The sequence below is a fragment of the Burkholderia sp. BCC1644 genome (genome assembly GCF_902833225.1).
In the GTDB taxonomy this organism is placed as follows: Bacteria; Pseudomonadota; Gammaproteobacteria; order Burkholderiales; family Burkholderiaceae; genus Burkholderia.
The window spans coordinates 25,864-50,243 of the sequence record NZ_CADFEI010000004.1; the positions used below are offsets into that span (position 1 = coordinate 25,864).

Annotated in this window: 24 protein-coding genes and 2 tRNA genes; 10 read left to right on the plus strand and 16 right to left on the minus strand. The window is 68.0% G+C overall.

The window, feature by feature from the left end; genetic code table 11:
• Positions 1–61: 61 nt before the first annotated feature.
• Positions 62–1,450 carry a multidrug efflux MATE transporter NorM gene (gene norM, locus HWX87_RS08925; RefSeq protein WP_176046816.1) on the minus strand — a complete coding sequence of 463 codons (1,389 nt, stop codon included), beginning with the start codon at positions 1,448–1,450 and terminating at the stop codon, positions 62–64.
• A 137-nt stretch (positions 1,451–1,587) separates the two neighbouring features.
• Positions 1,588–1,806 carry an RNA-binding S4 domain-containing protein gene (locus HWX87_RS08930; RefSeq protein WP_006486208.1) on the minus strand — a complete coding sequence of 73 codons (219 nt, stop codon included), beginning with the start codon at positions 1,804–1,806 and terminating at the stop codon, positions 1,588–1,590.
• 270 nt (positions 1,807–2,076) lie between these two features.
• Here HWX87_RS08930 and HWX87_RS08935 point away from each other — a divergent pair, with 270 nt between their 5' ends.
• Positions 2,077–2,478, plus strand: a complete 402-nt coding sequence (locus HWX87_RS08935; RefSeq protein ID WP_176046817.1) for a hypothetical protein — start codon at positions 2,077–2,079, stop codon at positions 2,476–2,478.
• Positions 2,479–2,606: 128 nt separating this feature from the next.
• On the opposite strand, the gene HWX87_RS08940 is transcribed toward HWX87_RS08935, so the two are convergent.
• The 8 genes from HWX87_RS08940 to fdxA all read right to left on the minus strand — a co-directional run bounded on the left by HWX87_RS08940 (position 2,607) and on the right by fdxA (position 6,953).
• Positions 2,607–3,392: a DUF4088 family protein gene (locus tag HWX87_RS08940; RefSeq protein WP_176046818.1), complete on the minus strand. Its 786-nt coding sequence runs from the start codon at positions 3,390–3,392 to the stop codon at positions 2,607–2,609.
• A gap of 162 nt (positions 3,393–3,554) precedes the next feature.
• Positions 3,555–3,893: an AzlD domain-containing protein gene (locus HWX87_RS08945; protein WP_175975429.1), complete on the minus strand. Its 339-nt coding sequence runs from the start codon at positions 3,891–3,893 to the stop codon at positions 3,555–3,557.
• Positions 3,890–4,642, minus strand: a complete 753-nt coding sequence (locus tag HWX87_RS08950; RefSeq protein ID WP_176046819.1) for an AzlC family ABC transporter permease — start codon at positions 4,640–4,642, stop codon at positions 3,890–3,892. Before HWX87_RS08950 ends, HWX87_RS08945 begins: the two co-directional genes overlap by 4 nt.
• Before the next feature lie 87 nt (positions 4,643–4,729).
• Complete coding sequence (locus HWX87_RS08955; RefSeq protein ID WP_176046820.1) at positions 4,730–5,629, minus strand: AraC family transcriptional regulator; 900 nt, start codon at positions 5,627–5,629, stop codon at positions 4,730–4,732.
• Positions 5,630–5,691: 62 nt separating this feature from the next.
• A complete protein-coding gene (locus HWX87_RS08960) occupies positions 5,692–6,177 on the minus strand; it encodes a CreA family protein (protein ID WP_175843089.1) in 486 nt (161 codons plus the stop codon).
• A gap of 127 nt (positions 6,178–6,304) precedes the next feature.
• Positions 6,305–6,380, minus strand: a tRNA-Asn gene (locus HWX87_RS08965).
• Positions 6,381–6,451: 71 nt separating this feature from the next.
• Positions 6,452–6,527 (minus strand) — tRNA-Asn (locus tag HWX87_RS08970).
• Positions 6,528–6,629: 102 nt separating this feature from the next.
• On the minus strand, positions 6,630–6,953 hold the full coding sequence (gene fdxA, locus HWX87_RS08975; protein ID WP_176046821.1) for a ferredoxin FdxA: 324 nt from the start codon (positions 6,951–6,953) through the stop codon (positions 6,630–6,632).
• Positions 6,954–7,242: 289 nt separating this feature from the next.
• Between fdxA and pncB the strand changes: the two genes are divergently transcribed.
• The 5 genes from pncB to HWX87_RS09000 all read left to right on the plus strand — a co-directional run bounded on the left by pncB (position 7,243) and on the right by HWX87_RS09000 (position 13,213).
• On the plus strand, positions 7,243–8,442 hold the full coding sequence (gene pncB, locus HWX87_RS08980; protein WP_176046822.1) for a nicotinate phosphoribosyltransferase: 1,200 nt from the start codon (positions 7,243–7,245) through the stop codon (positions 8,440–8,442).
• 88 nt (positions 8,443–8,530) lie between these two features.
• Entirely contained in the window at positions 8,531–9,193 is a 663-nt protein-coding gene (locus HWX87_RS08985; protein WP_176046823.1) for a lactate utilization protein C, read from the plus strand.
• 43 nt (positions 9,194–9,236) lie between these two features.
• A complete protein-coding gene (locus HWX87_RS08990) occupies positions 9,237–10,667 on the plus strand; it encodes a sodium:proton antiporter (RefSeq protein WP_176046824.1) in 1,431 nt (476 codons plus the stop codon).
• 81 nt (positions 10,668–10,748) lie between these two features.
• Positions 10,749–11,738, plus strand: coding sequence for a D-glycerate dehydrogenase (locus HWX87_RS08995; protein ID WP_176046825.1), 990 nt, complete (start codon positions 10,749–10,751; stop codon positions 11,736–11,738).
• Entirely contained in the window at positions 11,735–13,213 is a 1,479-nt protein-coding gene (locus tag HWX87_RS09000) for a DNA recombination protein RmuC (protein ID WP_176046826.1), read from the plus strand. The genes HWX87_RS08995 and HWX87_RS09000 overlap by 4 nt, the downstream gene beginning before the upstream one ends.
• An 87-nt stretch (positions 13,214–13,300) precedes the next feature.
• On the opposite strand, the gene HWX87_RS09005 is transcribed toward HWX87_RS09000, so the two are convergent.
• The 6 genes from HWX87_RS09005 to HWX87_RS09030 form a co-directional block, all read right to left on the minus strand.
• Positions 13,301–13,786 carry a GNAT family N-acetyltransferase gene (locus tag HWX87_RS09005; protein ID WP_176046827.1) on the minus strand — a complete coding sequence of 162 codons (486 nt, stop codon included), beginning with the start codon at positions 13,784–13,786 and terminating at the stop codon, positions 13,301–13,303.
• A complete protein-coding gene (locus HWX87_RS09010) occupies positions 13,783–14,058 on the minus strand; it encodes a hypothetical protein (RefSeq protein ID WP_006476519.1) in 276 nt (91 codons plus the stop codon). Before HWX87_RS09010 ends, HWX87_RS09005 begins: the two co-directional genes overlap by 4 nt.
• Positions 14,059–14,097: 39 nt before the next feature.
• On the minus strand, positions 14,098–15,390 hold the full coding sequence (gene glp / locus HWX87_RS09015) for a gephyrin-like molybdotransferase Glp (protein WP_176046828.1): 1,293 nt from the start codon (positions 15,388–15,390) through the stop codon (positions 14,098–14,100).
• A gap of 112 nt (positions 15,391–15,502) precedes the next feature.
• Entirely contained in the window at positions 15,503–16,120 is a 618-nt protein-coding gene (gene mobA, locus HWX87_RS09020; protein WP_176046829.1) for a molybdenum cofactor guanylyltransferase MobA, read from the minus strand.
• Positions 16,121–16,149: 29 nt separating this feature from the next.
• Positions 16,150–17,262, minus strand: a complete 1,113-nt coding sequence (moaA, locus tag HWX87_RS09025) for a GTP 3',8-cyclase MoaA (protein WP_176046830.1) — start codon at positions 17,260–17,262, stop codon at positions 16,150–16,152.
• 132 nt (positions 17,263–17,394) lie between these two features.
• Positions 17,395–20,544 (minus strand): Rne/Rng family ribonuclease, encoded by a 3,150-nt coding sequence (locus tag HWX87_RS09030; protein WP_176046831.1) that lies wholly within the window; start codon positions 20,542–20,544, stop codon positions 17,395–17,397.
• A 722-nt stretch (positions 20,545–21,266) separates the two neighbouring features.
• Between HWX87_RS09030 and HWX87_RS09035 the strand changes: the two genes are divergently transcribed.
• Genes HWX87_RS09035 through HWX87_RS09050 form a run of 4 tightly spaced genes read left to right on the plus strand, consistent with a single transcriptional unit; the run spans position 21,267 to position 24,339 of the window.
• A complete protein-coding gene (locus tag HWX87_RS09035; protein ID WP_176046832.1) occupies positions 21,267–22,271 on the plus strand; it encodes an RluA family pseudouridine synthase in 1,005 nt (334 codons plus the stop codon).
• 5 nt (positions 22,272–22,276) lie between these two features.
• Positions 22,277–22,936: an HAD-IA family hydrolase gene (locus HWX87_RS09040; protein WP_176046833.1), complete on the plus strand. Its 660-nt coding sequence runs from the start codon at positions 22,277–22,279 to the stop codon at positions 22,934–22,936.
• Positions 22,933–23,334, plus strand: a complete 402-nt coding sequence (locus tag HWX87_RS09045; protein WP_176046834.1) for a Rieske 2Fe-2S domain-containing protein — start codon at positions 22,933–22,935, stop codon at positions 23,332–23,334. The genes HWX87_RS09040 and HWX87_RS09045 overlap by 4 nt, the downstream gene beginning before the upstream one ends.
• Before the next feature lie 12 nt (positions 23,335–23,346).
• Positions 23,347–24,339 (plus strand): S49 family peptidase, encoded by a 993-nt coding sequence (locus HWX87_RS09050; protein ID WP_176046835.1) that lies wholly within the window; start codon positions 23,347–23,349, stop codon positions 24,337–24,339.
• Positions 24,340–24,380: the final 41 nt, after the last annotated feature.

Here is a 24,380-nt window from a genome sequence, read left to right on the forward strand (position 1 = left end):
GCGTCTCGAGGTGTACAACCGACAAGCATAGCGCCGGCCGCGATTTCGCGTCGTGTCGCGCTCAGCGCGGCGACGTCGCAAGTGACGCGCTCTTCAGATGAAAGCGCCACGCCATCAGCACGGCCACGCTGGCAAGGCCGGCCGCGAGCCCCCACCAGAGGCCCCGGGCACCGAGGCCCACGTGGAACGCGAACCAGTAGCCGGTCGGAAAACCGATGCCCCAGTAGCCGAGGGTCGCCGCGAGCATCGGGATGCGCGTGTCCTTCAGGCCGCGCAACGCGCCCGACGCGACGGTTTGCGCGCCGTCGACGATCTGGAACACCGCGGCGATGCCGAGCAGCGACGCGGCGAGCGACACGGTGGCCGCGTTCGACGGATCGTCGAGGTTCAGGTACAGGCCGACGATCGCATGCGGCGCGACGATCAGCACGATGCCCGACAGCGTCATGAACGCGACACCGAGGCCGAGTGCGACGAAGCCCGCATGCCGCGCGGCGACGGGCGCCCCGGCGCCGACCCAGTAGCCGACCCGCACGTTGGCGGCCTGGCCGATCGCGAGCGGTACCATGAACGCCACCGACGCGACGTTCAGCGCGATCTGGTGCGCGGCCAGCGACGTCGCACCGAGCACGCCGATGGTCAGGCCGGTTGCGAGGAACAGCGTCGACTCGACCCCGTACGTGATCGCCACCGGCCAGCCGATGCCGATCAGTTCGCCCATCATGGGCAGCTTCGGGCGCGCGGCGGTGACGAAATGGCGGAAGCGTTGCCGGCCGTGCAGCAGCCAGATCAGCGCGAGCGCGGTGAGCCAGATCGTGATCGTCGTCGCGACCGCGGAACCGAGGAAGCCGAGGCGCGGCAGCCCGAACGCGCCGTGGATCAGCCCGTAGTTCAGCACGGCATTGACGCCGACGCCGCCGACCGACACCCACAACAGCCGCCGCGCCGCGCCGATCGCCGGCAGGAACGCGCGCATCAGCCCGACGCCGATCAGGCTGCCGAGCGCCGCGTAGCGCAGGATGCCCGTGTATTCGCCGACGTGATGCGCGAGCAGCGGCGGCTCGTGGAACATCAGCAGGATCGGTTCGGACAGCGACAGCGCGACGATCGCGGGAATCGCGAGCAGCACGGACAGCGCGAAGCCCGTCCAGTAGATGTGCGGCACGCGGTGCTCGGCCTGCGCGCCGCGCGCGTGCGCGACGCTCACGCTGACCGACGACAGCACGCCCTGCAGGATGGTCACGATGACGAAGAAGAAGTTCGCGCCGAGCCCGCCCGCCGCGAGCGAATCGGGGCCGAGCGAACCGAGCAGCACCGTGTCGGTGACGCTCATCGCCATCTGCGAAAGTTGCGCGATCGCGAGCGGCGCGGCGAGGCGCGCGGTATCGGCGGCGTGACTGGATAGCGACGGCGGCGCAGCGACCGTCCGCGTAAGACCGGAATGCGACATGGAATGGGCGCTCGCGCGGGTGCGGGCCCGCGCTATATGTATTTATTTTGAGAGACGCTCAGCTTACGGCTTTATTCAAACCGTGTCGAACGCGTGCGCCGAAGGCCATGTCGCGGACAGGGGGAACGACGCGGGTGCTAGGCCTCGCGCACGGCGATGCGCGTGTCGCCGAGCAGCACGACCTGGCCCGCGCGGATCTTGCAGGTCTTGCGCAGCTCGACCGCGCCGTCGACTTTCACCGCGCCGGACGCGACGATCAGCTTCGCAGTGCCGCCGCTGTCCGCGAGGCCGGTGATCTTGAGAAGGTTGTGCAGCTCGACGTATTCGCCGGTCAGCGTGAAATCCAGGTTGGGCATGACGAAGAAGGTGCGCAAGGCGCGGGAGGAAACGCTCCGCATCATACGGCACCGCGGGCCGGCGCGCGAGCGCGGGCCGCCGCGGCATGCAGTTGTTAAGGACTGTGAGCGATTCGTCAGCAAATGAAACGGTGGGTAACAGTCTGAGAGATTCGAGAACCGGCCGGGCGCGCCGCGGGTCTTTTGTCGTACCTGCTGCGTGTTGCGGCGGGGGACGCGACGGACCGCATCGCTGCGGTTCGGGCTCACAACTTATTGAGGAGAATTGCCATGTCCAAGATTCGTACGATGCTGATCGGTGCCGCGCTGACGGCGTTCGCCACTTCGGCCGCATTTGCCCAGACGGGCACGGCGGCGCAGGGTGCAGCCGGTGCCGGCGTGCAGGCGCAGACTCCGGCGGCAGGCGTCGGCGCAGGCGTGCAGGGCAGTGCCGGCGCGAACGCGTCGGGCAACGCGGTCGGCGGTGCAACCGATGCGGTCGGCGCGGCAGCCGACGGCGCGAAGGACTCGGCGACGTCGGCCGTCCATTCGGCCAAGAAGCACACGAAGCATGCCGCGAAGTCGGCCAAGGGCCATGTCGGCGCAGCCAAGGCGAAGGCCGGCGAAGCGACCGAAGGCGGCGCATCGGTCGGCGTGGAAGGCGGTGCATCGGCCCAGGGCGCCGCGCAGTAAGCGGTGCCTGGCACCGCGTGACGCCCGCCCCCCGGGCGTTGCGCCGGCGGCAGTACGACGGCCCGGTCCGCTGCGTGCGAACCGGGCCGTTTTCATGGGTTCATGCTTTCAGCGGGATGGGCGCGCGGTCAAGGCCGGTGCTGTCCTTGCCCCTGTCCCGGTTGTCCCTGCGCCGGTCGCACGGCGGCCGGCGTGAACACGCTGCGCAGCCACGCGGCAAGCCGCGCGAAGACGTCGTACGGTTCCTCGACGAAGATCTCCGGCTTCAGCAGCCGCAGGTATTCCATGATCTGCTGCGCTTCCTGCTTCTGGAACGAGCCGTGCGCGAGCCCGAGCCGCAGCAGCCCGCGCAGTTCGCCGAGCTTGTCGCGCGCGGTGCTGCCGACGCTCATCTCGCACGCGAGCTTGGCCTCGTAAATGCGCTGGCGCAACGATTCGGCGAGCCGCCACGCGGGCGTCTGCATCAGTTCCTCGAGCGTCTGGATGTCCTGCGCCGCGCCCTTGATCTGCGACGCGAGCGGGTCGATCAGCGACGGGTCGCCCTGCGCTTCGGCGACGATCGCCTTCGCCCAGTCGCGGCACGCTTTCGCGAGTTCGTCGGGGGTCCATTCGGAGCGCGATGCGAAGCCGAAGCCGAATTCGCCGGCCTGTCGCATCAGGATCGCGACGACGTCCGGAAATTCCTTGTCGAGCGTGCGCTTGGCCCACGCGTACTGGCCGCCCTGCAGCATCCGCTGCACCGCGTGTTCGGTCAGCGGCACCATGTTGTCGAGCAGCTTGGCGCGCAGGAAATCCTCGAACGACGGCGTCGCGAACTGCGGGTCGAGTTTCAGCGACACGCGAACGAACGCGTCGTAGTCCTTGCGCAGGGACTCGAGCGTGTCGTCCTTGAGGGAAAGGGTGATCTGGCCCATGAATCGTCTCGATGGCGGCCCGCGCAAGCCGACGGCCGGCACGGCGCACCGGAGCGGGCGCAGTGTCGACTGACCGGTGCGCGCAGAGGCCGGTGGCGGGTCTTCATTCCCTATATCGGCGCGCCGGGCGAAAACTTGAGCGCACGCGGGTAGAGCGTCCGCTCAGGCGGGCAGCCAGTGCGGGATCACGACCCCTTGCCAGAGGAAGAACACCGCGAGCCCCGCGGCGATCGTCACGAGCGGGCGACGGGTGGCCGCCGACACGAGCACGGCGGCGAGCGCGCCGACGAGCTGCGGATTGCGCCAGGTCAGCTCGGCCGTGCCGCCGTGCGGGGAGACGGTCATCGGCACGATGATCGCCGTCAGCACGGTGACGGGCACGAAGCCGAGCGCGGTCCGCACGAGCGGCGGGAAGGTCAGCCGTTCGCCGAACAGGAACAGCGTCGAGCGGATCGCGTACGTGATGACGGCCATCCCGAGGATCAGGAGCGCGTAGTTCACGATGCGGCCTCCGTGCGCGAGCCGGCGCGCGTGCGTTCGTGCAGCAGCGTGAGCGCGACGCCGATCGCGACGCCCGCGGCGACCGCGCCGAGCAGCCCGAGCTTGTACGGCCAGCCCTGCCAGAAGTACGCGAGGGTGCCGGCCGTCGCGGCCGCCGCGAAATAGCGCAGCGTGCCGAGCTGCGGGACGACGATCGCGATGAAGGTGGCCGCCATCGCGAAATCGAGGCCGAGCGACTGCAGGCCCGGGAACGCCGCGCCGAAGCCGATACCCGCGAGCGTCCAGACCTGCCAGTTCAGGTACATCGCGAGCCCGGAGCCGAAGAAGTAGTGGGGGCCGATCGTACCGGGCGCGAAGTGCCGGTAGTGCGCATAGGCGACCGCGAACACCTCGTCGGTCATCAGCGCGCCGAGCGTCGCGCGCCAGCGCAGCGGCAGGTGTGCGACATAGGGCGCGAGCGTCGCGCTGTACAGCAGGTGGCGCAGGTTCACGATCAGCGTGGTCGCGAGCACGACGACGAAGCTCGCGCTGCCGGCGATCAGGCCGAGCGCGATGAACTGCGCGGAGCCCGCGAACACGGCGAGCGACATCAGCGCGCCATGCCATGCAGCGAGCGGGCCGCCGCCGACCAGCGTGCCGAAAATCACGCCGAACGGTGCGGCGCCGATCATCATCGGAATCGTGTCGCGCGCGCCGTCGAGCCATTCGTTGAGCGGGCGGCGAGGGGGCGATGCGGGTGTCGGGTTCAAAGGGTTTCCTCCATGGATGGGAGGATAGCGGGCCGGTGGCGGGGCGGCTTGTATGTTCTTGCGCTCGCAGAATCGGAGGCGGCCGCGTCAGCTCGCCTGCCAGCGTCCGGGCGGCACGCCGAACATCCGTTTGAAATGGCGCGTGAAGTGGCTCTGGTCGACGAAGCCGCTGGCCGCCGCGACGTCGGCGACGGGCACGCCCGCGCGCAGCGGCGCCAGCGCGCGCTGCAGCCGCAACTGGTTGCGCCACGCATGCGGCGGCATGCCGGTCGTGCGCGTGAACAGGCGCGCCGCGTGGAACGGCGACAGGCCGGCCGCCTGCGCGATGTCGTCGAGCGTCACCGCGCACATGAGATCGGCCGCGAGCCGCTCGCGCATCGCGTCGACGCGCGGTTCGTCCGCCGCGAGCGGTGCCGGTCGCGGCAGCGCGTCGGCATGGCGCACGATCAGCGTCGACAGCGCGTCGAGCATCGCCGTTTCGGCGGCGAGCGGATCGTAGATGCGCGGTGCGTCGATCACCGTATCGCTGGCCGGCTGCCCGTGCGCATTCGACGACAGGGCGCGCTCGCTGCCGGCTTCCATCATCCGGTGTGCAAGTGTGAGCCGTGCCGCGAGATCGGCATCGCGAATCACGTCGGGGGCAAACCACGGCGCATCCTGCGGGCGGCCGGCGATCGTGCTCGTGAGTTCACGGATGAATTCGACCGGCATGTAGCTGACGCGATAGCACCAGCCTTCGTCGGCCGCGCGCGAGCCCGTATGCACTTCACCGGGATTGATCACGGGCACGGTGCCCGTTTCGGCGACATAGCCGTTGCCGCGATAGGTGAAGCGCTCCGCGCCTTCGAGAATCACGGGGATCGTGTACGCGTCGTGCCAGTGCGGCGCGAACGTGTGGTCGCGATAGGTCGCCGTGACGAGATCCGCCTCCGGCAGCAGCGGCGTGCGCCAGTAGCGTGCGGCGTCGGGAAGGCGGGAGGCGGACATGATCGGGCGCGGGAGCGGTCGAACCGACAGTGTATCGCTCGCGCGCCCGGCCGGTGTGCGCGTTACTTGACCGGAATCGTCGTGCCGGCGGGCATCGGTACCGCGGTGACCGCGTTCTTCGGGCTGCCGCTGACGATGCGGTCGCTGTAGGTCAGGTAGACGATCGTGTTGCGCTTCTTGTCGACCACGCGCACGACGTGCAGCGTCTTGAAGATGAACGACATGCGCTCGCTGAACACGTCGGTCTGCTGCTTGAGCGGTTCCTTGAAGCTGATCGGGCCGACCTGCCGGCAGGCGATCGACGCTTCGCTCGGATCCTCGGCGACGCCGAGCGTGCCCTTGATCCCGCCGGTGCGCGCGCGAGATACGTAGCAAGTCACGCCGTTCACGACCGGATCGTCATACGCTTCGACGACCACGCGATCGGAGCCCGTGACGCGGAAATGGGTGTTGACGCTGCCGACTTCCTCCGCGTGCGCGAGCGGTGCCGCGGCGAATGCGGAAAACAGGAGGGCGAACGGGGCGGAGCGGAGGAGGCGATGCTTCATCGACGAAACCGGAGGCGAATGCGGGACAGAGACTCTAGCATGCGCGTGAGCGGGCGACGAAAGGCGGAACAGCGAGCGGGCGGCCGGAAAAACAAAAGGCCCGTCGATTGACGGGCCTTTCGCTGTCTGGCTCCCCGACCTGGGCTCGAACCAGGGACCTACGGATTAACAGTCCGGCGCTCTACCGACTGAGCTATCGGGGAATAAATCGGTATATCTGCGTGTGTTCGTTCCAACAAAAAACCCGTCCACTTTCAACGGGCTTTTGTGTTTTTGGCTCCCCGACCTGGGCTCGAACCAGGGACCTACGGATTAACAGTCCGGCGCTCTACCGACTGAGCTATCGGGGAACAAACAACAACAGCAGAGAAACGAGATTGTATGGAGTGATCGCTAGCCTGTCAATACTTTTGGGCCGCGACGCACAAAAAATTTCTGCGGCCGCCGCGCGATCAGCGCTCGAGCAGGTGCAGCTTTTCCTGCACGTCCTTCCACTCGTCCGCGTCGGCCGGTGCCGGCTTGGTCTTCGTGATCGACGGCCAGCCCTTTGCCAGCTCGGCATTCAGCTCGGTGAACTGCTGCTGGTCGCCCGGAACGTCTTCTTCGGCATAGATCGCATTGGTCGGGCACTCGGCGACGCACACGGCGCAGTCGATGCACTCGTCCGGATCGATGACGAGAAAGTTGGGACCTTCACGGAAGCAATCCACCGGGCACACATCCACGCAGTCCGTGTATTTGCACTTGATGCAGCCTTCGGTCACAACGTGAGTCATTAAAACGCTCCTGCTTGGCGGTATATATGGGGTGGCGTTTGCGCCAAAAGCGGCATTGTAACTGAAGCGCAAAACCCGCATGGCGTGGTCGGCTATCCGGCTTATATCGTTTCGTGATTAGTTTATGGGGTGCGCGGGACGGGACCCTGCGCATGGCGCGCCGGCGCGACGGGAGCAGGGCGGCAGGCGGTTTCACGATGGTCGGGCCCGCATTCGGGTAACATGGCCGACAGACCGGGCGGCGCGCGGTGCGCCGGGGCCTTGTCACGATATTGGCGGTGCCGCAATCATGATCATCACTTCGCTGCTCGACACGGATCTCTACAAGTTCACGATGATGCAGGTCGTCCTGCATCACTTCCCCGCCGCAAGCGTCGAATACCGTTTCCGGTGCCGCACGGCGGGCGTCGATCTCGTGCCGTACATCGACGAGATCCGCGACGAGGTGCGCGGCCTGTGCGCGCTGCGCTTTTCGGACGTCGAACTCGACTACCTGCGGCGGATGCGCTTCATCAAGAGCGATTTCGTCGACTTCCTCGCGCTGTTCCACCTGAACGAGAAATACATCTCGATCACGCCGTCGCCGAGGGGCAATGGCGAGATCGACATCGTGATCGAGGGGCCGTGGCTGCACACGATCCTGTTCGAGATCCCGGTGCTCGCGATCGTCAATGAAGTCTATTTCCGCAACACGCAGCGCGAGCCCGACTATCGCGAGGGCCGCGAGCGGCTGCGCGAGAAGATCAAGCTGCTCGGCGCGAAGCCCGAGTTCGCCGACTGCAAGATCGCCGACTACGGCACGCGCCGGCGCTTCTCGAAGGTCTGGCACGAGGAAGTCGCGCTCACGCTGCGCGACGGGCTCGGCCCGCAGTTCGCGGGCACGAGCAACGTGCTGTACGCGATGAAGCACGACATCACGCCGCTTGGCACGATGGCGCACGAGTACCTGCAGGCGTGCCAGGCGCTCGGCCCGCGGCTGCGCGATTCGCAGATCTACGGGTTCGAGATGTGGGCGAAGGAATATCGCGGCGACCTCGGGATCGCGCTGTCGGACGTCTACGGGATGGATGCGTTCCTGAACGACTTCGACATGTACTTCTGCAAGCTGTTCGACGGTGCGCGCCACGATTCGGGCGATCCGTTCGAATGGGGCGAGCGGATGCTGCGCCACTACGAGGCGAACCGCTGCGACCCGCGCACCAAGGTGCTCGTGTTCTCGGACGCGCTCGACATCCCGAAGGTCATGCAGTTGTACGAACGGTTCCGCGGCCGCTGCAAGCTTGCGTTCGGCGTCGGCACGAACCTCACCAACGATCTCGGCTACGTGCCGCTGCAGATCGTGATCAAGATGGTCCGCTGCAACGGCCAGCCGGTCGCGAAGCTGTCGGATTCGCCGGGCAAGAGCATGTGCGACGACAAGGCGTATCTCGCGTACCTGCGCCAGGTGTTCGGCATCGCGCAGCCGGTCGAGGAAAGCGCGTCGAAGTGAGCGCCGGCCGTTCGGCCGAAGGTGCGTGGCGGCAGGGGCGGCCGGTATAATCCGACGGTATTGCACGCCAACGTCACGAGGACCGTTCATGGACACTTCCGCTGCCCGTCGCCAGATCCTCGCGCGCATCCGCGCGGCGCAGGGGCGCCCGGCCGAACCCGAGGCAGCGGAGCGCGACGGCGTCGCCGACTATCTCGCGCAGCATCCGCAGGGCCCGCGCCCGCCGGTGCCGGCCGACCTCGTCGCCGCGTTCGTCGACGAGGCCGCGCGCCTGTCGACCACGGTCGACGAAGTCGCGACGCTGGCCGACGCGCCTGCCGCCGCCGCCCGCTATCTTTCCGCTCATGGCCTGCCGGCGCAGGCCGTCGCGTGGCGCACGCTGGCCGATCTCGACTGGGCCGGCGCCGGCCTGTCGGTCGAGTGCCGCAAGCCGCGCGACGGCGATCTCGTCGGCCTCACCGGCTGCTTCTGCGCGACCGCCGAAACGGGGTCGCTGGTGCTGCTGTCGGGCCCGGACACCTATGCTTCGGCCGGCCTGCTGCCGGAAACGCACATTGCGATCGTACCGGCTTCGCGGATCGTCGCCGGGCATGAAGACGCGTTCGCGCTGATCCGTGCGGAGCGCGGCGAATTGCCGCGTGCGGTCAATTTCGTGTCGGGCCCGTCGCGCACGGGCGACATCGAGCAGACCATCGTACTGGGCGCGCACGGCCCGTACCGCGTGCACGCGATCGTCGTACGCGGCGCATGACGCGCCCGCTGCATCCACTACCACTCGAACAAGGAAGTTCTGCATGAAACGACATGCCGCCTGGGCGGGCATGGCGTCGGGAATCGCGCTTGGCGCGGCTCCCGCGCTCGCATCGGCCGCCACGCTCGACGGTGCCACGCTGTCCGCACTCTGGGGTATCCCGTTCGCCGGTATCCTGCTGTCGATCGCGCTGTTCCCGCTCGTCGCGCCCGTGTTCTGGCATCACCACTTCGGCAAGATCGCGGCCGGCTGGGCGGTCATGTTCCTGATTCCGTTCGCGTTCGCGTTCGGCGCGGGCACCGCGTTCGGCACGCTCGTGCATGCGCTGCTCGAGGAATACATCCCGTTCATCGTGCTGCTCACCGCGCTCTATACGGTCGCGGGCGGCATCTGCGTGAACGGCAACCTGCACGGCTCGCCGAAGCTGAACACCGCGATCCTCGCGCTCGGCACGCTGCTCGCGAGCGTGATGGGCACGACCGGCGCCGCGATGCTGCTGATCCGGCCGCTCTTGCGCGCGAACGACAACCGCAAGCATGTCGTGCACGTCGTGATCTTCTTCATCTTCCTCGTCGCGAACGCGGGCGGCTCGCTGTCGCCGCTCGGTGATCCGCCGCTGTTCCTCGGCTTCCTGAACGGCGTGAGCTTCTTCTGGACCACCACGCATCTCGCGCTGCCGATGCTGTTCATCTGCGTCGTGTTGCTGGCGTTGTTCTTCGTGCTCGATACGTACTTCTACCGGAAGGGAGGCGAGGAGCGGCCGGCCGCGCTCGACCCGACACCCGACGGCGCGGCGCTGTCCATCGACGGCAAGATCAATTTCGTGCTGCTCGCAGCCGTGATCGGCCTCGTGCTGATGAGCGGCGTGTGGAAGCCGGGCATCACGTTCGACGTGTGGGGCACGCACGTGGCACTGCAGAATCTCGTGCGCGACGTCGCGCTCGTGGGCGTGACGCTCGCGTCGCTCGCGCTGACGCCGCGTTCCGCGCGTGAGGGCAATGCATTCAACTGGGCGCCGATCGAGGAAGTCGCGAAACTGTTCGCGGGGATCTTCGTGACGATCGCGCCGGTGATCGTGATCCTGCGCGCGGGCGCGGACGGTGCGTTCGCGCAGATCGTCCATCTCGTCACGGGGCCGGACGGCAAGCCGATCGACGCGATGTACTTCTGGGCGACGGGCATCCTGTCGTCGTTCCTCGACAACGCGCCGACCTATCTGGTGTTCTTCAACCTCGCGGGCGGCGACGCGCAGGCGCTGATGACGACGGGGGCATCGACGCTCGCCGCGATTTCCGCGGGCGCGGTGTTCATGGGCGCGAACAGCTATATCGGCAACGCGCCGAACTTCATGGTGAAGGCGATCGCGGAGTCGCGCGGCGTGAAGATGCCGAGCTTCTTCGCGTACCTCGGCTGGGCACTCGTGATATTGGTCCCTGTGTTCCTGCTGACGTCGCTGATCTTCTTCCCGGCGTAACCGGGCAACTTTCAACCCAGCGCGGGCGATCCCGGCGGCGCGGCGCGCACCGCGATTGGCTCGCGGCATACGGAGATGGCGATGCAGAAGATCCTGGTCGCGCGTCCGATCTTTCCGGACGTGATCGAACGGCTCGAGCAGTATTTCGAAGTCGACTGGAACAACGGCGACGCGCTCGCGCCCGATGCGCTCGCCGCGCGTCTCGCCGACAAGGACGGTGCGCTGACGGCTGGCGACCCGGTCGGCGCGGCGGCGCTTGCGGCGGCCCCGCGCTTGCGCGTCGTGGCGAACATGGCGGTCGGCTACAACAACTTCGACATGGCCGCGTTCAACGCGGCGAACGTGCTCGGCACCAACACGCCCGACGTGCTGAACGAGTCGACCGCCGATTTCGGCTGGGCGCTGATGATGGCCGCCGCGCGCCGGATCGCCGAATCCGAGCACTGGCTGCGTGCCGGTCACTGGCAGAAGTGGGCGTACGACGGTTTCCTCGGCTCCGACATCTACGGCTCGACGCTTGGCGTCATCGGGATGGGCCGCATCGGCCAGGCGCTCGCGCGCCGCGCACGCGGCTTCGGGATGCAGGTGATCTATCACAACCGTTCGCGGGTCGCGCCCGAGATCGAGGCGGAGCTGAGTGCCGAGTACGTGTCGAAGGATGCACTGCTCGCGCGTGCCGATCACGTCGTGCTCGTGCTGCCGTACACGAAGGAGAACCATCACACGATCGGCGCGGCCGAACTCGCGAAGATGAAATCCACCGCGACGCTGACCAACATCGCGCGCGGCGGGATCGTCGACGACGCGGCGCTGGCCGCCGCGCTGCGCGACGGGACGATCGCCGCGGCCGGCCTCGACGTGTACGAGGGCGAGCCGGCCGTGCATCCGGCGCTGCTCGAGGTGCCGAACGTCGTGCTGACGCCGCATATCGCGAGCGCGACCGAAAAGACGCGCCGCGCGATGGCGAACCTTGCCGCCGACAACCTGATCGCCGCACTGGGCGAGGGGCCGCGCGCCGGGCAGCCGCCGAATCCGATCAACTCTGACGTGATCGGGAAGCCGCGCGCATGACGATGACGTTGTTGCTTGCGGCGGTCGTCGTGCTGGCCGTCGCGCTCGCGGTGGCAATCGTCGCGCTCGTGCGCGGCGGTGGACGCCACGACGATGCGGCCGTACTCGGCGACCAGATCGAGGACGCCGCGCACGCGCAGGCGCGCGCGGTCGAGCGGCTCGAACGCGAATTGCGCGGCGAGATCGTCGAGAACGCGCGCGGTTCGCGCACCGAGCTGGCCGGCAGCTTCGCGCAGCTTCAGCAGACGCTCGCCGCACAGCTGACCAGCGTGGCGACCGTGCAGAACAGCCAGATCGAGGGCTTCGCGCAGCAGCTCGGCAAGCTCGTCGCCGGCAATGCGCAGCAGTTCGACGCGATGCGCGAGAGCGTGCAGCGCCAGGCGCAGCAGGCGCGCGAAGAGCAGACCGGCGCGCTCCGGCTGTTCGGCGACACGTTGAACCGGCAGCTCACGCAACTGACCGAGTCGAACGACCGCCGGATCGGCGAGGTACGTGCGACGCTCGAACAGCGGCTGAAGGAAATCGAGACCAACAACGCGGCGAAGCTCGAGGAAATGCGCCGTACCGTGGACGAGAAACTGCACGCGACGCTCGAGCAGCGACTCGGCGAATCGTTCAAGCTCGTGTCGGACCGGCTCGAGCAGGTCCATCGCGGGCTCGGCGAGATGCAGACGCTCGCGGCCGGCGTCGGCGATCTGAAGAAAGTGCTGACCAACGTGAAGACGCGCGGCACCTGGGGCGAAGTCCAGCTCGAGGCGCTGCTCGAACAGATGCTGACGCCCGAACAGTACGCGAAGAACGTCGCGACGGTGCCGAAGAGCACCGAGCGCGTCGAGTTCGCGATCCGGTTGCCGGGGCGCGATGCGGGCACGCGCGACGCACCGCCGGTGTGGTTGCCGATCGACGCGAAATTCCCGCGCGAAGACTACGAGCGGCTGATCGATGCGCAGGAGCGTGCCGATGCGCCGGCGGTCGAGGAAGCGGCCCGCGCACTCGAAGCGCGCGTGCGGCTGGAGGCGCGCACGATTGCCGAGAAATACGTCGCGCCGCCGCACACGACCGATTTCGCGCTGCTGTTCCTGCCGACCGAGGGGCTCTATGCGGAGATCCTGCGCCGGCCGGGGCTGACCGACCTGCTGCAGCGCGACTATCGTGTGACGGTCGCGGGGCCGACGACGCTCACCGCGCTGCTGAACAGCCTGCAGATGGGCTTCCGCACGCTCGCGATCGAGCAGCGGTCGAGCGAGGTGTGGCAGGTGCTCGGCGCGGTAAAAACGGAATTCGGCAAGTTCGGCGACGTGCTCGCGCGCACGAAGGCGCAGCTCGAAACGGTCACGCGCTCGATCGAGTCCGCCGAGCAGCGTACGCGCGTGATGAGCCGCAAGCTGAAGCAGGTCGAGGCGCTGCCGGGCGACGCGGCGGCCGGGCTGCTCGGCGCGGAAGGTAGCGACGGCGCCGATGCGGACGACGCGTGACGCGCGCGGCCGCACCGGCCGGAACGAAAACGGGCGCCGCGGCGCCCGTTTTTTCATGAAGCGACCGCCGGTGCGGCCGCCGTGCGCTCAATGTCCGGCGAGCGTGTCCAGCGCGTCGCCCGTCACGCGGACGATGCGCCAGTCGGGCAGCACGGTGGCGCCCATCTTCTCGTAGAAATCGATCGCCGGCTGGTTCCAGTCGAGGACCGACCATTCGAAGCGCCCGCAGCGGCGCTCGACGGCCAGTGCCGCGAGGTGACGCAGCATCGCAGTGCCGAGGCCCGTGCCGCGCTGCGACGGTTGCACGTACAGATCCTCGAGATAGAGGCCGCGGCGGCCGAGGAACGTCGAATAGTTGTGGAAGAACAGCGCATACGCGACGATCGCGCCGTCATGCTCGGCCACCCGTGCTTCGGCGGCGGGGTGTGCGCCGAACAGCGCGTCGGCGAGATCGGCTTCAGTCGCGACGAACAGATCCGTGAGCTTCTCGAACTCGGCCAGCTCGCGCATCAGCGCGAGGATCGCGCCGACGTCGCGTGTTTCGGCCGCGCGGATCAGCGGCGTGCCGCTCACGCTTCCTCCGGCGGATCGGACAGCACGATCTCGATGCCGCCAAAGCGCGACGCGACCCAGTTGTACGCGTGGCAGGCGATCCACAGCAGCACGAAACCGAGGATCGCGTTCAGCAGCAGCGCGCTCAGGATCGTGCTCAGTTCGACCATCCCGTAGCGGATGTAAGCGACGAGAATGCCGAGCAGCACGATCGGCACGCTGAACGTCAGGTAGACGAGGATCAGCGCCTTCGCGGTCTGCCCCGCGGCGATCGACGAGATTTGTTTCTTCATGTGCGGATTGCCCCCGTAGAGATATACCAATAGTGGAATTCAGATCAGGCCGTCGAGCGGCAGGATGTCGACCGGGGTGCCCGCGTCGACTGCCGCGGTATCGTGGCCCAGGACGATGAAACAGTTGGCGGCCGCTAGGCCGCTCAACGATGCGGAACTCTGCGAACCGGCCGGCGTGACCTGCCAGCGGCCGTCGGCGGCGCGAGTCGCGATGCCGCGCAGGTATTCGGTGCGGCCGGGGCGCTTCTTCAATGCCAGCGTGCTGAGCGCCGGGTACATCGCCGGCGGTGGCGTTTGCGCGCCGGCCAGCGTCAGCAGTGCAGGGCGCACGATCGCGTAGAAAGTGACGGCCGACGCGACCGGATTGCCGGGCAGCCCGAAAAACAGCGCGTGACCGGCGCCGCCTGTCGCGCGTGCGAGCGTGCCGCAGGCGAGCGGCCGGCCGGGCCGCAGCGCGAGGCTCGCGAACGTCACGTCGCCGAGCTTTGCCATCACGTCGCGCGTGAAGTCGGCTTCGCCGACCGAGACGCCGCCCGACGTGATCACCGCGTCGGCCTGCGCGGCGACCGCGTCGCGCAACGCGGCTTCGAGCGCGGCCGGGTCGTCGCGGACGATCCCGAGATCGATCGCGTCGACATTCAGTCTTTCCAGCATCGCGATCAGCATGCCGCGATTGCTGTCGTACAGCGCGCCGCGATCGAGCGGTTCGCCGGGCTCGCGCAGTTCGTCGCCGGTCGAGAACACGGCGACGCGCACGCGGCGGCGCACCGTGACGTCGGTGAAACCGAACGATGCGAGCAGGCCGAGATCGGACGGGCGCAGGATGCGGCCCGCGGCGAGCGCGCAGGCGCCGCGCGCGAGATCCTCGCCGGCCTTGCGGCAGTTTGCACCGCGTGCGACGTCGTGCGCGGCGAAATGGATCGTGTCGCCGTCGACGCGCACGCGTTCCTGCGGAATCACCGTGTCGCATCCGGCCGGCATCGGCGCGCCCGTCATGATGCGCACGCATGAGCCGGCTGCCACGACGCCGTCGAACGGGTGGCCCGCGAACGCGGTGCCGGCGACCGTCATCCCGATGTCACCCTGCGGCGACGCGGGCATGCCGGCGCTGCCGTCGAATGCATAACCGTCCATCGCCGAGTTGTCATACGCGGGGATGTCGAACGGCGCGTTCACGTCGGCCGCGAGCACGCGGTCGAGCGCATCGCGCAGCGTCACCGTGTCGCACGCGTCGACCGGCGCCGCGAAACGGCACGCGAGTGCCTGTGCGTCGGCGAGCGACAGCGCGGCATCGGAATCGGTTCGGGAGGCGGGCGAGGATTGCGTGATCATCAGTCGGACTGCGCCGCAAGGCGTATCGGGTTCGTGGCCGGTGGCGCGAGGAGGGTGCCTGGGCGCGGGTTTCGCGTGCGGCAGGCGCCGGGCGGGAACGGCGCGTGTGCCGTCAGCGGCGGGCCAGCGCGGCGAGTTCCTGCCAGGAGTTGGCATTGTAAAACGCACGCTCGTCGCGAAACTCGACTTCGACCGTCTTGTGGCGTGCGTACCACGCACGCACCTTGCGGTCGCCGGCCGCGAGCCGGGCGGCCAGATCGTCGGCCAGCGACGTGCGCAGCAGCGCGAACGTCGGCTGCGGCGAGCGCGCCTGCAGCGCATCGACGGTCACGGCCATCGCGATGTCGGCCTGTTGCGCGTCGAGGGCCGCGTGCAGCCGCGCGACGAGGTCGTCGGGCAGGTAGGGCGTATCGCAGGGCGAGCACGCGACGAGCGGTGCGCGCGCCGCCCGCATGCCGGCGAGCAGGCCCGCAAGCGGGCCGGGGAAGTCGGGTGTTTCGTCCGCGACGATGCGCGCACCGAACGGTGCACCGAGCTCCACATAGCGATCGGCGTGACGATTCGCGCTGATCAGCGTCTCGTCGACCTGCGGCGAAAGCCGGCGCAGCACGTGCAGCGCGAGCGGCGTGCCGTCGAGCAACTGCAGGCCCTTGTCGACGCCGTCCATGCGTGTGGCGCGCCCGCCTGCGAGCAGCAGGCCGGCGATCGAGGGGGAGGCGGAAACGGGCATCGTGCGAAAGCGGAAAGAGCCGGCGTGCGTCAGCCGCCGATATACGACATTTCGACACGCTTGCCGGTGCCATCGGGCATGGCTTCGGCCGACGCGCTGCCACGCAGCTGCGAATAGCGGTCGGTGCGGGCCTGCCAGATGCGGGCAATCGCGGTCGCGATCTCGGCGTCGGTCGCACCGCCGCGCACGAGCGCGCGCAAGTCGTGGCCCGTCGACGCGAACAGGCACAGGTACAGCTTGCCTTCGGTCGACAGCCGTGCGCGCGTACAGTCGCCGCAGAACGCTTGCGTGACGCTCGAGATCACACCGATCTCGCCGCTGCCGTCCGCATAGCCCCAGCGTTGCGCGGTCTCGGCCGCCGTGTGCGGCTCGAGCGGCACGAGCGGGAAATGTTCGGCGATCCGCGCGACGACGTCGGCCGACGGCAGCACCTCGGTCATGTTCCAGCCGTTCGACGTGCCGACATCCATGTATTCGATGAAGCGCAGGACCACGCCGGTGCCGCGGAAACGCTCGGCCATCGGCAGGATCTCGCTGTCGTTGGTGCCGCGCTTCACGACCATGTTGACCTTGACCGGCGCGAGGCCCACGGCCTGTGCGGCGAAGATGCCGTCGAGCACGTCGGCGCTCGCGAACTCGGCATCGTTCATGCGCTTGAACAGCGCATCGTCGAGGGCATCGAGGCTGACCGTCACGCGCGTGAGCCCGGCGTCCTTCAGTGCGCGCGCCTTGCGCGCAAGCAGCGAGCCGTTGGTCGTCAGCGTCAGGTCGAGCGGGCGGCCGGCATGCGTCGTCAGGCGCGCGAGGCGCTCGATCAGGAATTCGAGATTCTTGCGCAGCAGTGGCTCGCCGCCGGTGATGCGGATCTTCTCGACGCCATGTGCGACAAAGAGTCGCGCCACGCGCTCGATTTCCTCGTGCGTGAGCAGCGCGCTGTGCGGCAGGAACGGGTAGTCCTTGTCGAAGACCGCGCGCGGCATGCAGTACACGCAACGGAAGTTGCAGCGATCCGTCACCGAAATGCGCAGGTCGCGCAGCGGCCTGGCGAACGTGTCGGCCAGCGTGCCGTCAGGGGCATGCGCGACGCCGGAGACGTCCGGCATCCCGCTGACGTCGGCGAGAGGAATGTTGCGTCGGGACATGTTGAAAGAAGTGCGAACCAGACCTCTATTTTAGCCGCAAGCGGCCGACTGGTCCGGTGGGCGGAAACCCGCAGCGCGGACATGAAAAAGCCCGCCGGAGGCGGGCTTTTCCTGGTCAGGCGATGCGCCGTTTTAGTGGTGCGTCGTTTCGACCTGCTGCATCGGGGCCGTATCGGCCGGCGGCAGCACCTTGCGTTCACGCGGCACGCGGGACGGACGCGGGAGTTGCGACGCGGCTTCCTGCGCTGCGGCGAACTTGTTGGCGTCCGTGTTCACCCAGACGAGGCCGGCTTGCTCCAGCACGACATCCAGGCTCGCCGAAGCGGGCGCGGCTGCCGGTTGCGCGGGGGCTGCTGCCGGTGCTGCGACGGCCTCGACTGGCGCAACTTCGACCGGTGCCGGCTCGACAGCCACCGGAGCGGCTTCGATCGCAACGGCCGGTGCGGCTTGCTCGACGATCGCGGACTGCGGTGCCTCGACAACGGTCGGGGCCGCGGCCGGGACTGCCGGTACTTCGAACGCGTCGGTCGGCGAAACCTCGACCGGAGCCGGGCCGGCTTCGGTGACGACGGCCGGTGCAACCGGTGCCGCCTCCACTGCCTGGACGGCGACGGCCGGCTCGACCGGAGCAGCTTCGGCGGGTGCCGGTGCCGGCTGGGCCTCGACAGCGGCCGGTGCAGCATGCTGCTCGACGACTGCTTCCACGACGACGGCGCTTGCCACGGCCGCGACGACTGCCGGTGCGGCCGTGTGGGCCGGTTCGACAGCAGCCGGTGCTTCCGGCGTCACGGCTTGCACGGCCGCTTCGCCATCCGCGCCTTGCTCGGCCTGGTCGATGACTGCACCGTCTTCGTCACGCTCGCGACGACCACCGCGGCGGCCGCGGCGGCGGCGGCGGCGTTCTTCGCCGTCACGCGCGCCGGCTTCCGCATCGGCTGCCAGGTCGGCGCCGGGCAGGGCCTCTGCAACGGCCTTGTCGTCTTCCGGTTCCGGATGGTTTTCACCGCGGTTGACGGTCTCGAGCGTGGCCGCATGCTGGGTCGGCTTGCGGCGCTCGCCGCGCTCGCGACGCTCGCCGCGTTCCTGGCGCTCGCCACGGCCGGTTGCCTCGACGGCTTCCGGCTGCTCGGTACGCTCGCGCGGTTCGCGGTTCTCGCGCGGTTCACGCGGTTCACGCGGTTCACGGCTTTCACGCGGCTCGCGCGGTTCGCGCGGGCCACGGCCCTCGCGACCTTCGCGGCCCTCACGACCTTCGCGGTTTTCGCGACCTTCACGCGGCTCGCGACCCTCGCGCGGCTCACGGCCTTCACGCGGCTCACGGCCTTCACGCGGTTCGCGCACTTCCTTGCCTTCGCGTTCCTGGCGTTGCGGCTGGCCACGGCCTGCTGCTGCCTGGTCGCGGCCGCCTTGCGCCTGCTGCGCGCCGCCACGACGGTTGCGATTGCGGTCGCCGCCGCGTTGCTCGCTCTTCTCGGTCCGCTCGCGGGCCGGACGGGCTGCCTGTTCCTTGGCCGGTGCCGGAGCAACCGGTGCGGGTGCCGGTGCCGCCGACACGCCGAACAGGCCCTTCAGCCAGCCGATGAAGCCGCCGCTTGCCGCGACGACAGGGGCGGGCGCGGCAACCGGTTCGACCGGACGCTGCGGTGCCGGGCTCGGGGCCGGACGCTCGGGCGTGATGCCCTTGACCGCGGCTTCCTGCTTCGGCTTCACTTCCGCTGCGCGCTTGCTGTAGCCGGTTTCCGACTCGAGTTCGCGGGCCGCTTCCTCGGCCATCTTCCACGACGCGCGCGGATCGTCGAGGCGCGCATCGTCATGACGCAGGCGCTCGAGCTTGTAATGCGGCGTATCGAGGTGCTTGTTCGGGATCAGCACGATGCCGACCTTGAAGCGCGACTCGATCTTGTTGATTTCCTGACGCTTTTCGTTGAGCAGGAAGGCGGTCACCTCGACCGGCACCTGGCAGTGGATCGCCGCGGTGTTTTCCTTCATCGCTTCTTCCTGAATGATCCGCAGGACCTGCAGCGCGGACGATTCGGTATCGCGGATGTGGCCGGTGCCGTTACAGCGCGGGCAGGTCACGTGGCTGCCTTCCGACAGGGCCGGACGCAGGCGCTGGCGCGACAGTTCCATCAGGCCGAAACGGGAAATCTTGCCCATCTGCACGCGCGCGCGGTCGTGCTTGAGCGCGTCTTTCAGGCGCTGCTCGACTTCGCGCTGGCTCTTCGCCGATTCCATGTCGATGAAATCGATCACGATCAGGCCGCCGAGGTCGCGCAGGCGGAGCTGGCGGGCGACTTCGTCGGCCGCTTCGAGGTTCGTGCGGGTCGCCGTTTCCTCGATGTCCGCGCCCTTGGTCGCGCGCGCCGAGTTCACGTCGATCGCGACGAGCGCTTCGGTGTGGTCGATCACGATCGCGCCGCCCGACGGCAGCGGCACCGTGCGCGAGTATGCGGTCTCGATCTGGTGCTCGATCTGGAAGCGGGAGAACAGCGGCACGTCGTCGTGGTAGCGCTTCACCTTCGCGACGTTGTCCGGCATCACGATATCCATGAAGGCGCGGGCCTGATCGTGGATTTCGTTCGTGTCGATCAGGATTTCGCCGATATCGGGCTGGAAATAGTCCCGGATCGCGCGGATCACGAGGCTCGATTCCAGATAGATCAGCATCGGCTGGCCGGCGTTGCCGCTTTGCGATGCCGCTTCGATCGCGCGCCACAGTTGCAGCAGGTAGTTCAGGTCCCACTGCAGTTCTTCGGCGCTGCGGCCGATGCCCGCGGTACGGGCGATCATGCTCATGCCGTCCGGAATCTGCAGCTGCGCCATCGTTTCGCGCAGTTCCTGGCGCTCGTCGCCTTCGATCCGGCGCGACACGCCGCCGCCGCGCGGGTTGTTCGGCATCAGCACGAGGTAACGGCCGGCGAGCGAGATGAAGGTGGTGAGGGCGGCGCCCTTGTTGCCACGCTCTTCCTTCTCGACCTGGACGATCAGCTCCTGGCCTTCGCGCAGGGCATCCTGGATGCGCGCGGAGCGCATGTCGATGCCTTCCTTGAAGTACTGGCGGGCGACTTCCTTGAACGGCAGGAAGCCGTGGCGGTCTTCGCCGTAGTTGACGAAGCACGCTTCGAGCGACGGCTCGATGCGGGTAATGACACCTTTGTAGATATTGCCTTTGCGCTGTTCGCGCCCGGCTGTCTCGATGTCGATGTCGATGAGCTTCTGCCCGTCAACGATGGCGACGCGCAGCTCCTCCTGCTGCGTCGCATTGAACAGCATGCGTTTCATGAACGACTCCAGGCGGCTCCGCTGCCGGCGCCTCGCGGTTGTCAGTCGCGAAGGCGGGAACGACGGCAGGCCGCACCTTGTTGTGTTGTCACAAGCACGCTGGAGCGGGAACGATGGCGGGGAGAATTGCCTGAAGAGGCGCTTGGGCCCGAAAGACGGGGCCGGCGGCCGTAGGGCACCTGCGAATACGGTTTCAAAGCACGGCGTTCACACACCGCACGCTGCAAAAGCGCGCTAAGCCTGAGTCCGGGCATTGCCACGGGCGCGCGCAATGCGTCGCGCGCGCCGACGGGCGGCAGATGCTGCGGCTTGGGCCGCAGCGGGGAGTATCGAATCCAGCCCGACTTTCCCGCTTGGGGTGTACTTCCCTGGTTTGACGTCGCCAAGTCCCGCACGCTTCGCGGGACCAAATCGGGCGCAACGCCGTAATTTTCGCAACCGGCAGCCTGCGGACGCACTTCGCGCCGTCGGGCTGCCGATCAAATTCTTTTCAACCAACTTTCCGTTACCGCGGCGCCTTGCCGACCGAATCCGCCTGTGGGCGCGATCCTTGCCGACGGGCAGCGCCGTGCGTGCAACTTGCTGCATCTCTTTGATTAGGGGCGAGCAGTAGACCCCCGGCGCAAGTAAAATAACGGTTTCCGCTTGCGCCTTGCCCGACTCGGTCGGGGCCGGCCGGTCAGGCCACCCTCAACGTCAGGCTGGGCAAAATTATATTCAGTATGAATGAGTTAGGCAAAATATCCCAGAATTCAGTCGCAAGCGGCCAGGTATCGATGATCGAGATCGACGAAAACTCGGCCGGTCAGCGGATCGACAACTTCCTGTTGCGCGTCTGTAAAGGCGTGCCGAAAAGCCATATTTACCGGATCCTCCGCAGCGGCGAAGTGCGTGTGAACAAGGGCCGGATCGATGCGCAGTATCGCCTGGCCCTGGGCGACGTTGTCCGCGTGCCGCCCGTGCGTGTGGCGGCGGCGGACCTCGCACGCGCCGACACGCCCATCGTGCCGCCCGCGAATTTCAACGTGCTGTACGAGGACGACGCGATGCTCGTCATCGACAAGCCGGCCGGCGTCGCCGTGCACGGCGGCAGCGGCGTCGCGTTTGGCGTGATCGAGCAGATGCGCCAGGCGCGCCCGCGCGCGAAATTCCTCGAACTCGTGCACCGGCTCGATCGCGAGACGTCCGGGATCCTGATGCTCGCGAAGAAGCGCACGGCGCTGGTCGGCCTGCACGAACAGATCCGCGAGAACCGGATGGACAAGCGCTACTTCGCGTGTGCGCACGGCGAATGGCAGCCCGACTGGGGCCGCCGCCGCGCGGTGAAGGTGCCGCTGTTCAAGTATTCGACCCCGGAAGGGGAGCGCCGCGTGCGCGTGCAGGACGACGGGCAGCCGTCGCATACGGTGTTCAACCTCGTCGACAGCTGGTCCGACTACGTGCTCGTCGAAGCGGAACTCAAAACGGGTCGGACCCATCAGATCCGCGTGCACCTCGCGCATCTCGGCCTGCCGATCGCCGGCGACGCCAAGTATGGCGATTTCGCACTGAACAAGGCGCTGGCGCGCGCGAACGCGCAACCGTCGCTGAAGCGGATGTTCCTGCATGCGTACCGGCTGCGGCTTGCCCATCCGCTGACCGGCGAGGCGCTGCAGTTCGACGCGCCGCTGCCGGATGACTGCCAGCGTTTCCTCGATCAACTCAGCGCATTGCGCGATACCGCCTGAACCGCATGGCTCGACAGCAATTTGACCTGATCGTCTTCGACTGGGACGGCACGCTGATGGATTCGACTGCGCACATCGCGCACAGCATCCAGGCCGCATGCCGCGATCTCGGACTGCCCACGCCGTCCGACGAGGCGTCGCGCTACGTGATCGGCCTCGGCCTGCGCGATGCGCTGCAGATTACGGCTCCGACCCTCGATCCGTCCGAGTACTCGAGACTCGCCGAGCGTTACCGCTATCACTATCTGCTCGACGACCAGCGCATCGAGCTGTTCGCCGGCGTGCGCGAACTGCTCGCCGAGCTGCGCGACACGGGCTATTTGCTCGCGGTGGCGACCGGCAAGGGGCGGGTGGGGCTGAACCGCGTGCTCGACCAGTCGAAGCTGACGAGCGTGTTCGATGCGACGCGCTGCGCGGACGAGACGTTCTCGAAACCGCACCCGGCGATGCTGCACGAATTATCGCGGGAATTGGGGCAGGACCTGTCGCGCACCGTGATGATCGGCGACACCACACACGACCTGCAGATGGCCGCGAGCGCCGGTGCGGCCGGCGTCGGGGTCGCGTATGGCGCGCACACGGCCGATGCGCTGGCGGCGCTCGCGCCGCGCTTCGTCGCGCCCGATGTCGGTGCGCTGGCCGAATGGCTGAGGGAGTACGCATGAGCACGGCGCCGGACGCCGTGCGCGTGTGCGCATCGGACGCGCTGACCGACGGCGGCGCCGGCGTGCGCGTCGACGCGACGCTGCGCGGCGAGCAGGCCGTCGTGTTCTTCGTGCGCTACGACGGCCGTGCCTACGGCTACCTGAATCGTTGCGCGCATGTGCCGATGGAGCTCGACTGGGCCGAGGGGCAGTTCTTCGAGTCGTCGGGCCTCTATCTGATGTGCGCGACGCACGGCGCGATCTATGCGCCGGATACCGGCAAGTGCGTCGGCGGCCCGTGCCGCGGCGGCCGCCTGCGGCCGGTCGAGGTCGACGAGCGCGACACGCCCGACGGCCGTGCGGTATTCTGGGTGCCGGATGCCGACCTGCATCCTGCCACTCCCGCCACGACCGACTGACGACACCACTGCATGGCCGACCAACCGAATTCCCCGGAATCCTCCTCCCGTCCCGACAGCCGTGAACCGAACTGGGAGCGCGCGGCGCTCGAACGGATCGCGCTCGCGGCCGTCAAGGAGCAGCGTGCGGCGCGGCGCTGGAAGATCTTCTTCCGCTTCGCGTTCCTCGGCGTGTTCGTGCTGTTCGCGTTCGCGCTGATCGATTTCTCGAGCGATTCGAAGTTTTCGTCGAGCGGGCGGCACACGGCGCTCGTGACGATCGACGGCGAGATCGCGGCCGGCGTCAATGCGAACGCCGACGACATCAATACGGCGCTCGACGCCGCATTCGACGACGATGGCACGGCCGGCGTGGTGCTGCGGATCAACAGCCCGGGCGGCAGCCCCGTGCAGGCCGGGATGGTCTACGACGAGATCCGGCGGTTGCGTGCGAAGCATCCGGACAAGCCGCTGTACGTCGTCGTGACCGACATGTGCGCATCGGGCGGCTATTACATCGCGGCCGCGGCCGACAAGATCTTCGTCGACAAGGCGAGCATCGTCGGGTCGATCGGCGTGCTGATGGACAGTTTCGGTTTCACCGGGCTGATGGGCAAGCTCGGCGTCGAGCGCCGCCTGCATACGTCGGGTGAAAACAAGGGCTTCTACGATCCGTTCTCGCCGGAGACGCCGAAGATGGATGCGCACGCGCAGGCGCTGCTCGATCAGGTGCACGCGCAGTTCATCAAGGCCGTGAAGGATGGCCGCGGCAAGCGGCTGCACGAGACGCCCGACATGTTCTCGGGCCTGTTCTGGACGGGCGAGAAGAGCGTCGAGCTCGGGCTCGCCGACGGTTACGGCACGACCGACACGGTCGCGCGCGACGTGCTGAAGGCGCCGGATCTCGTCGATTACACGGTGAAGGAAAGCCTGACGAACCGTGTCGCGCGCAAGTTCGGCGCGGCCGTCGGCGGCGCCGCGATGAAGGCGCTGACGGCTGGCGCCGCGTCGGTCAGCCTGCGCTGACAGGCCGGCGGCGGGCCGCGATGGCCCGCCTTGCAGGTGGC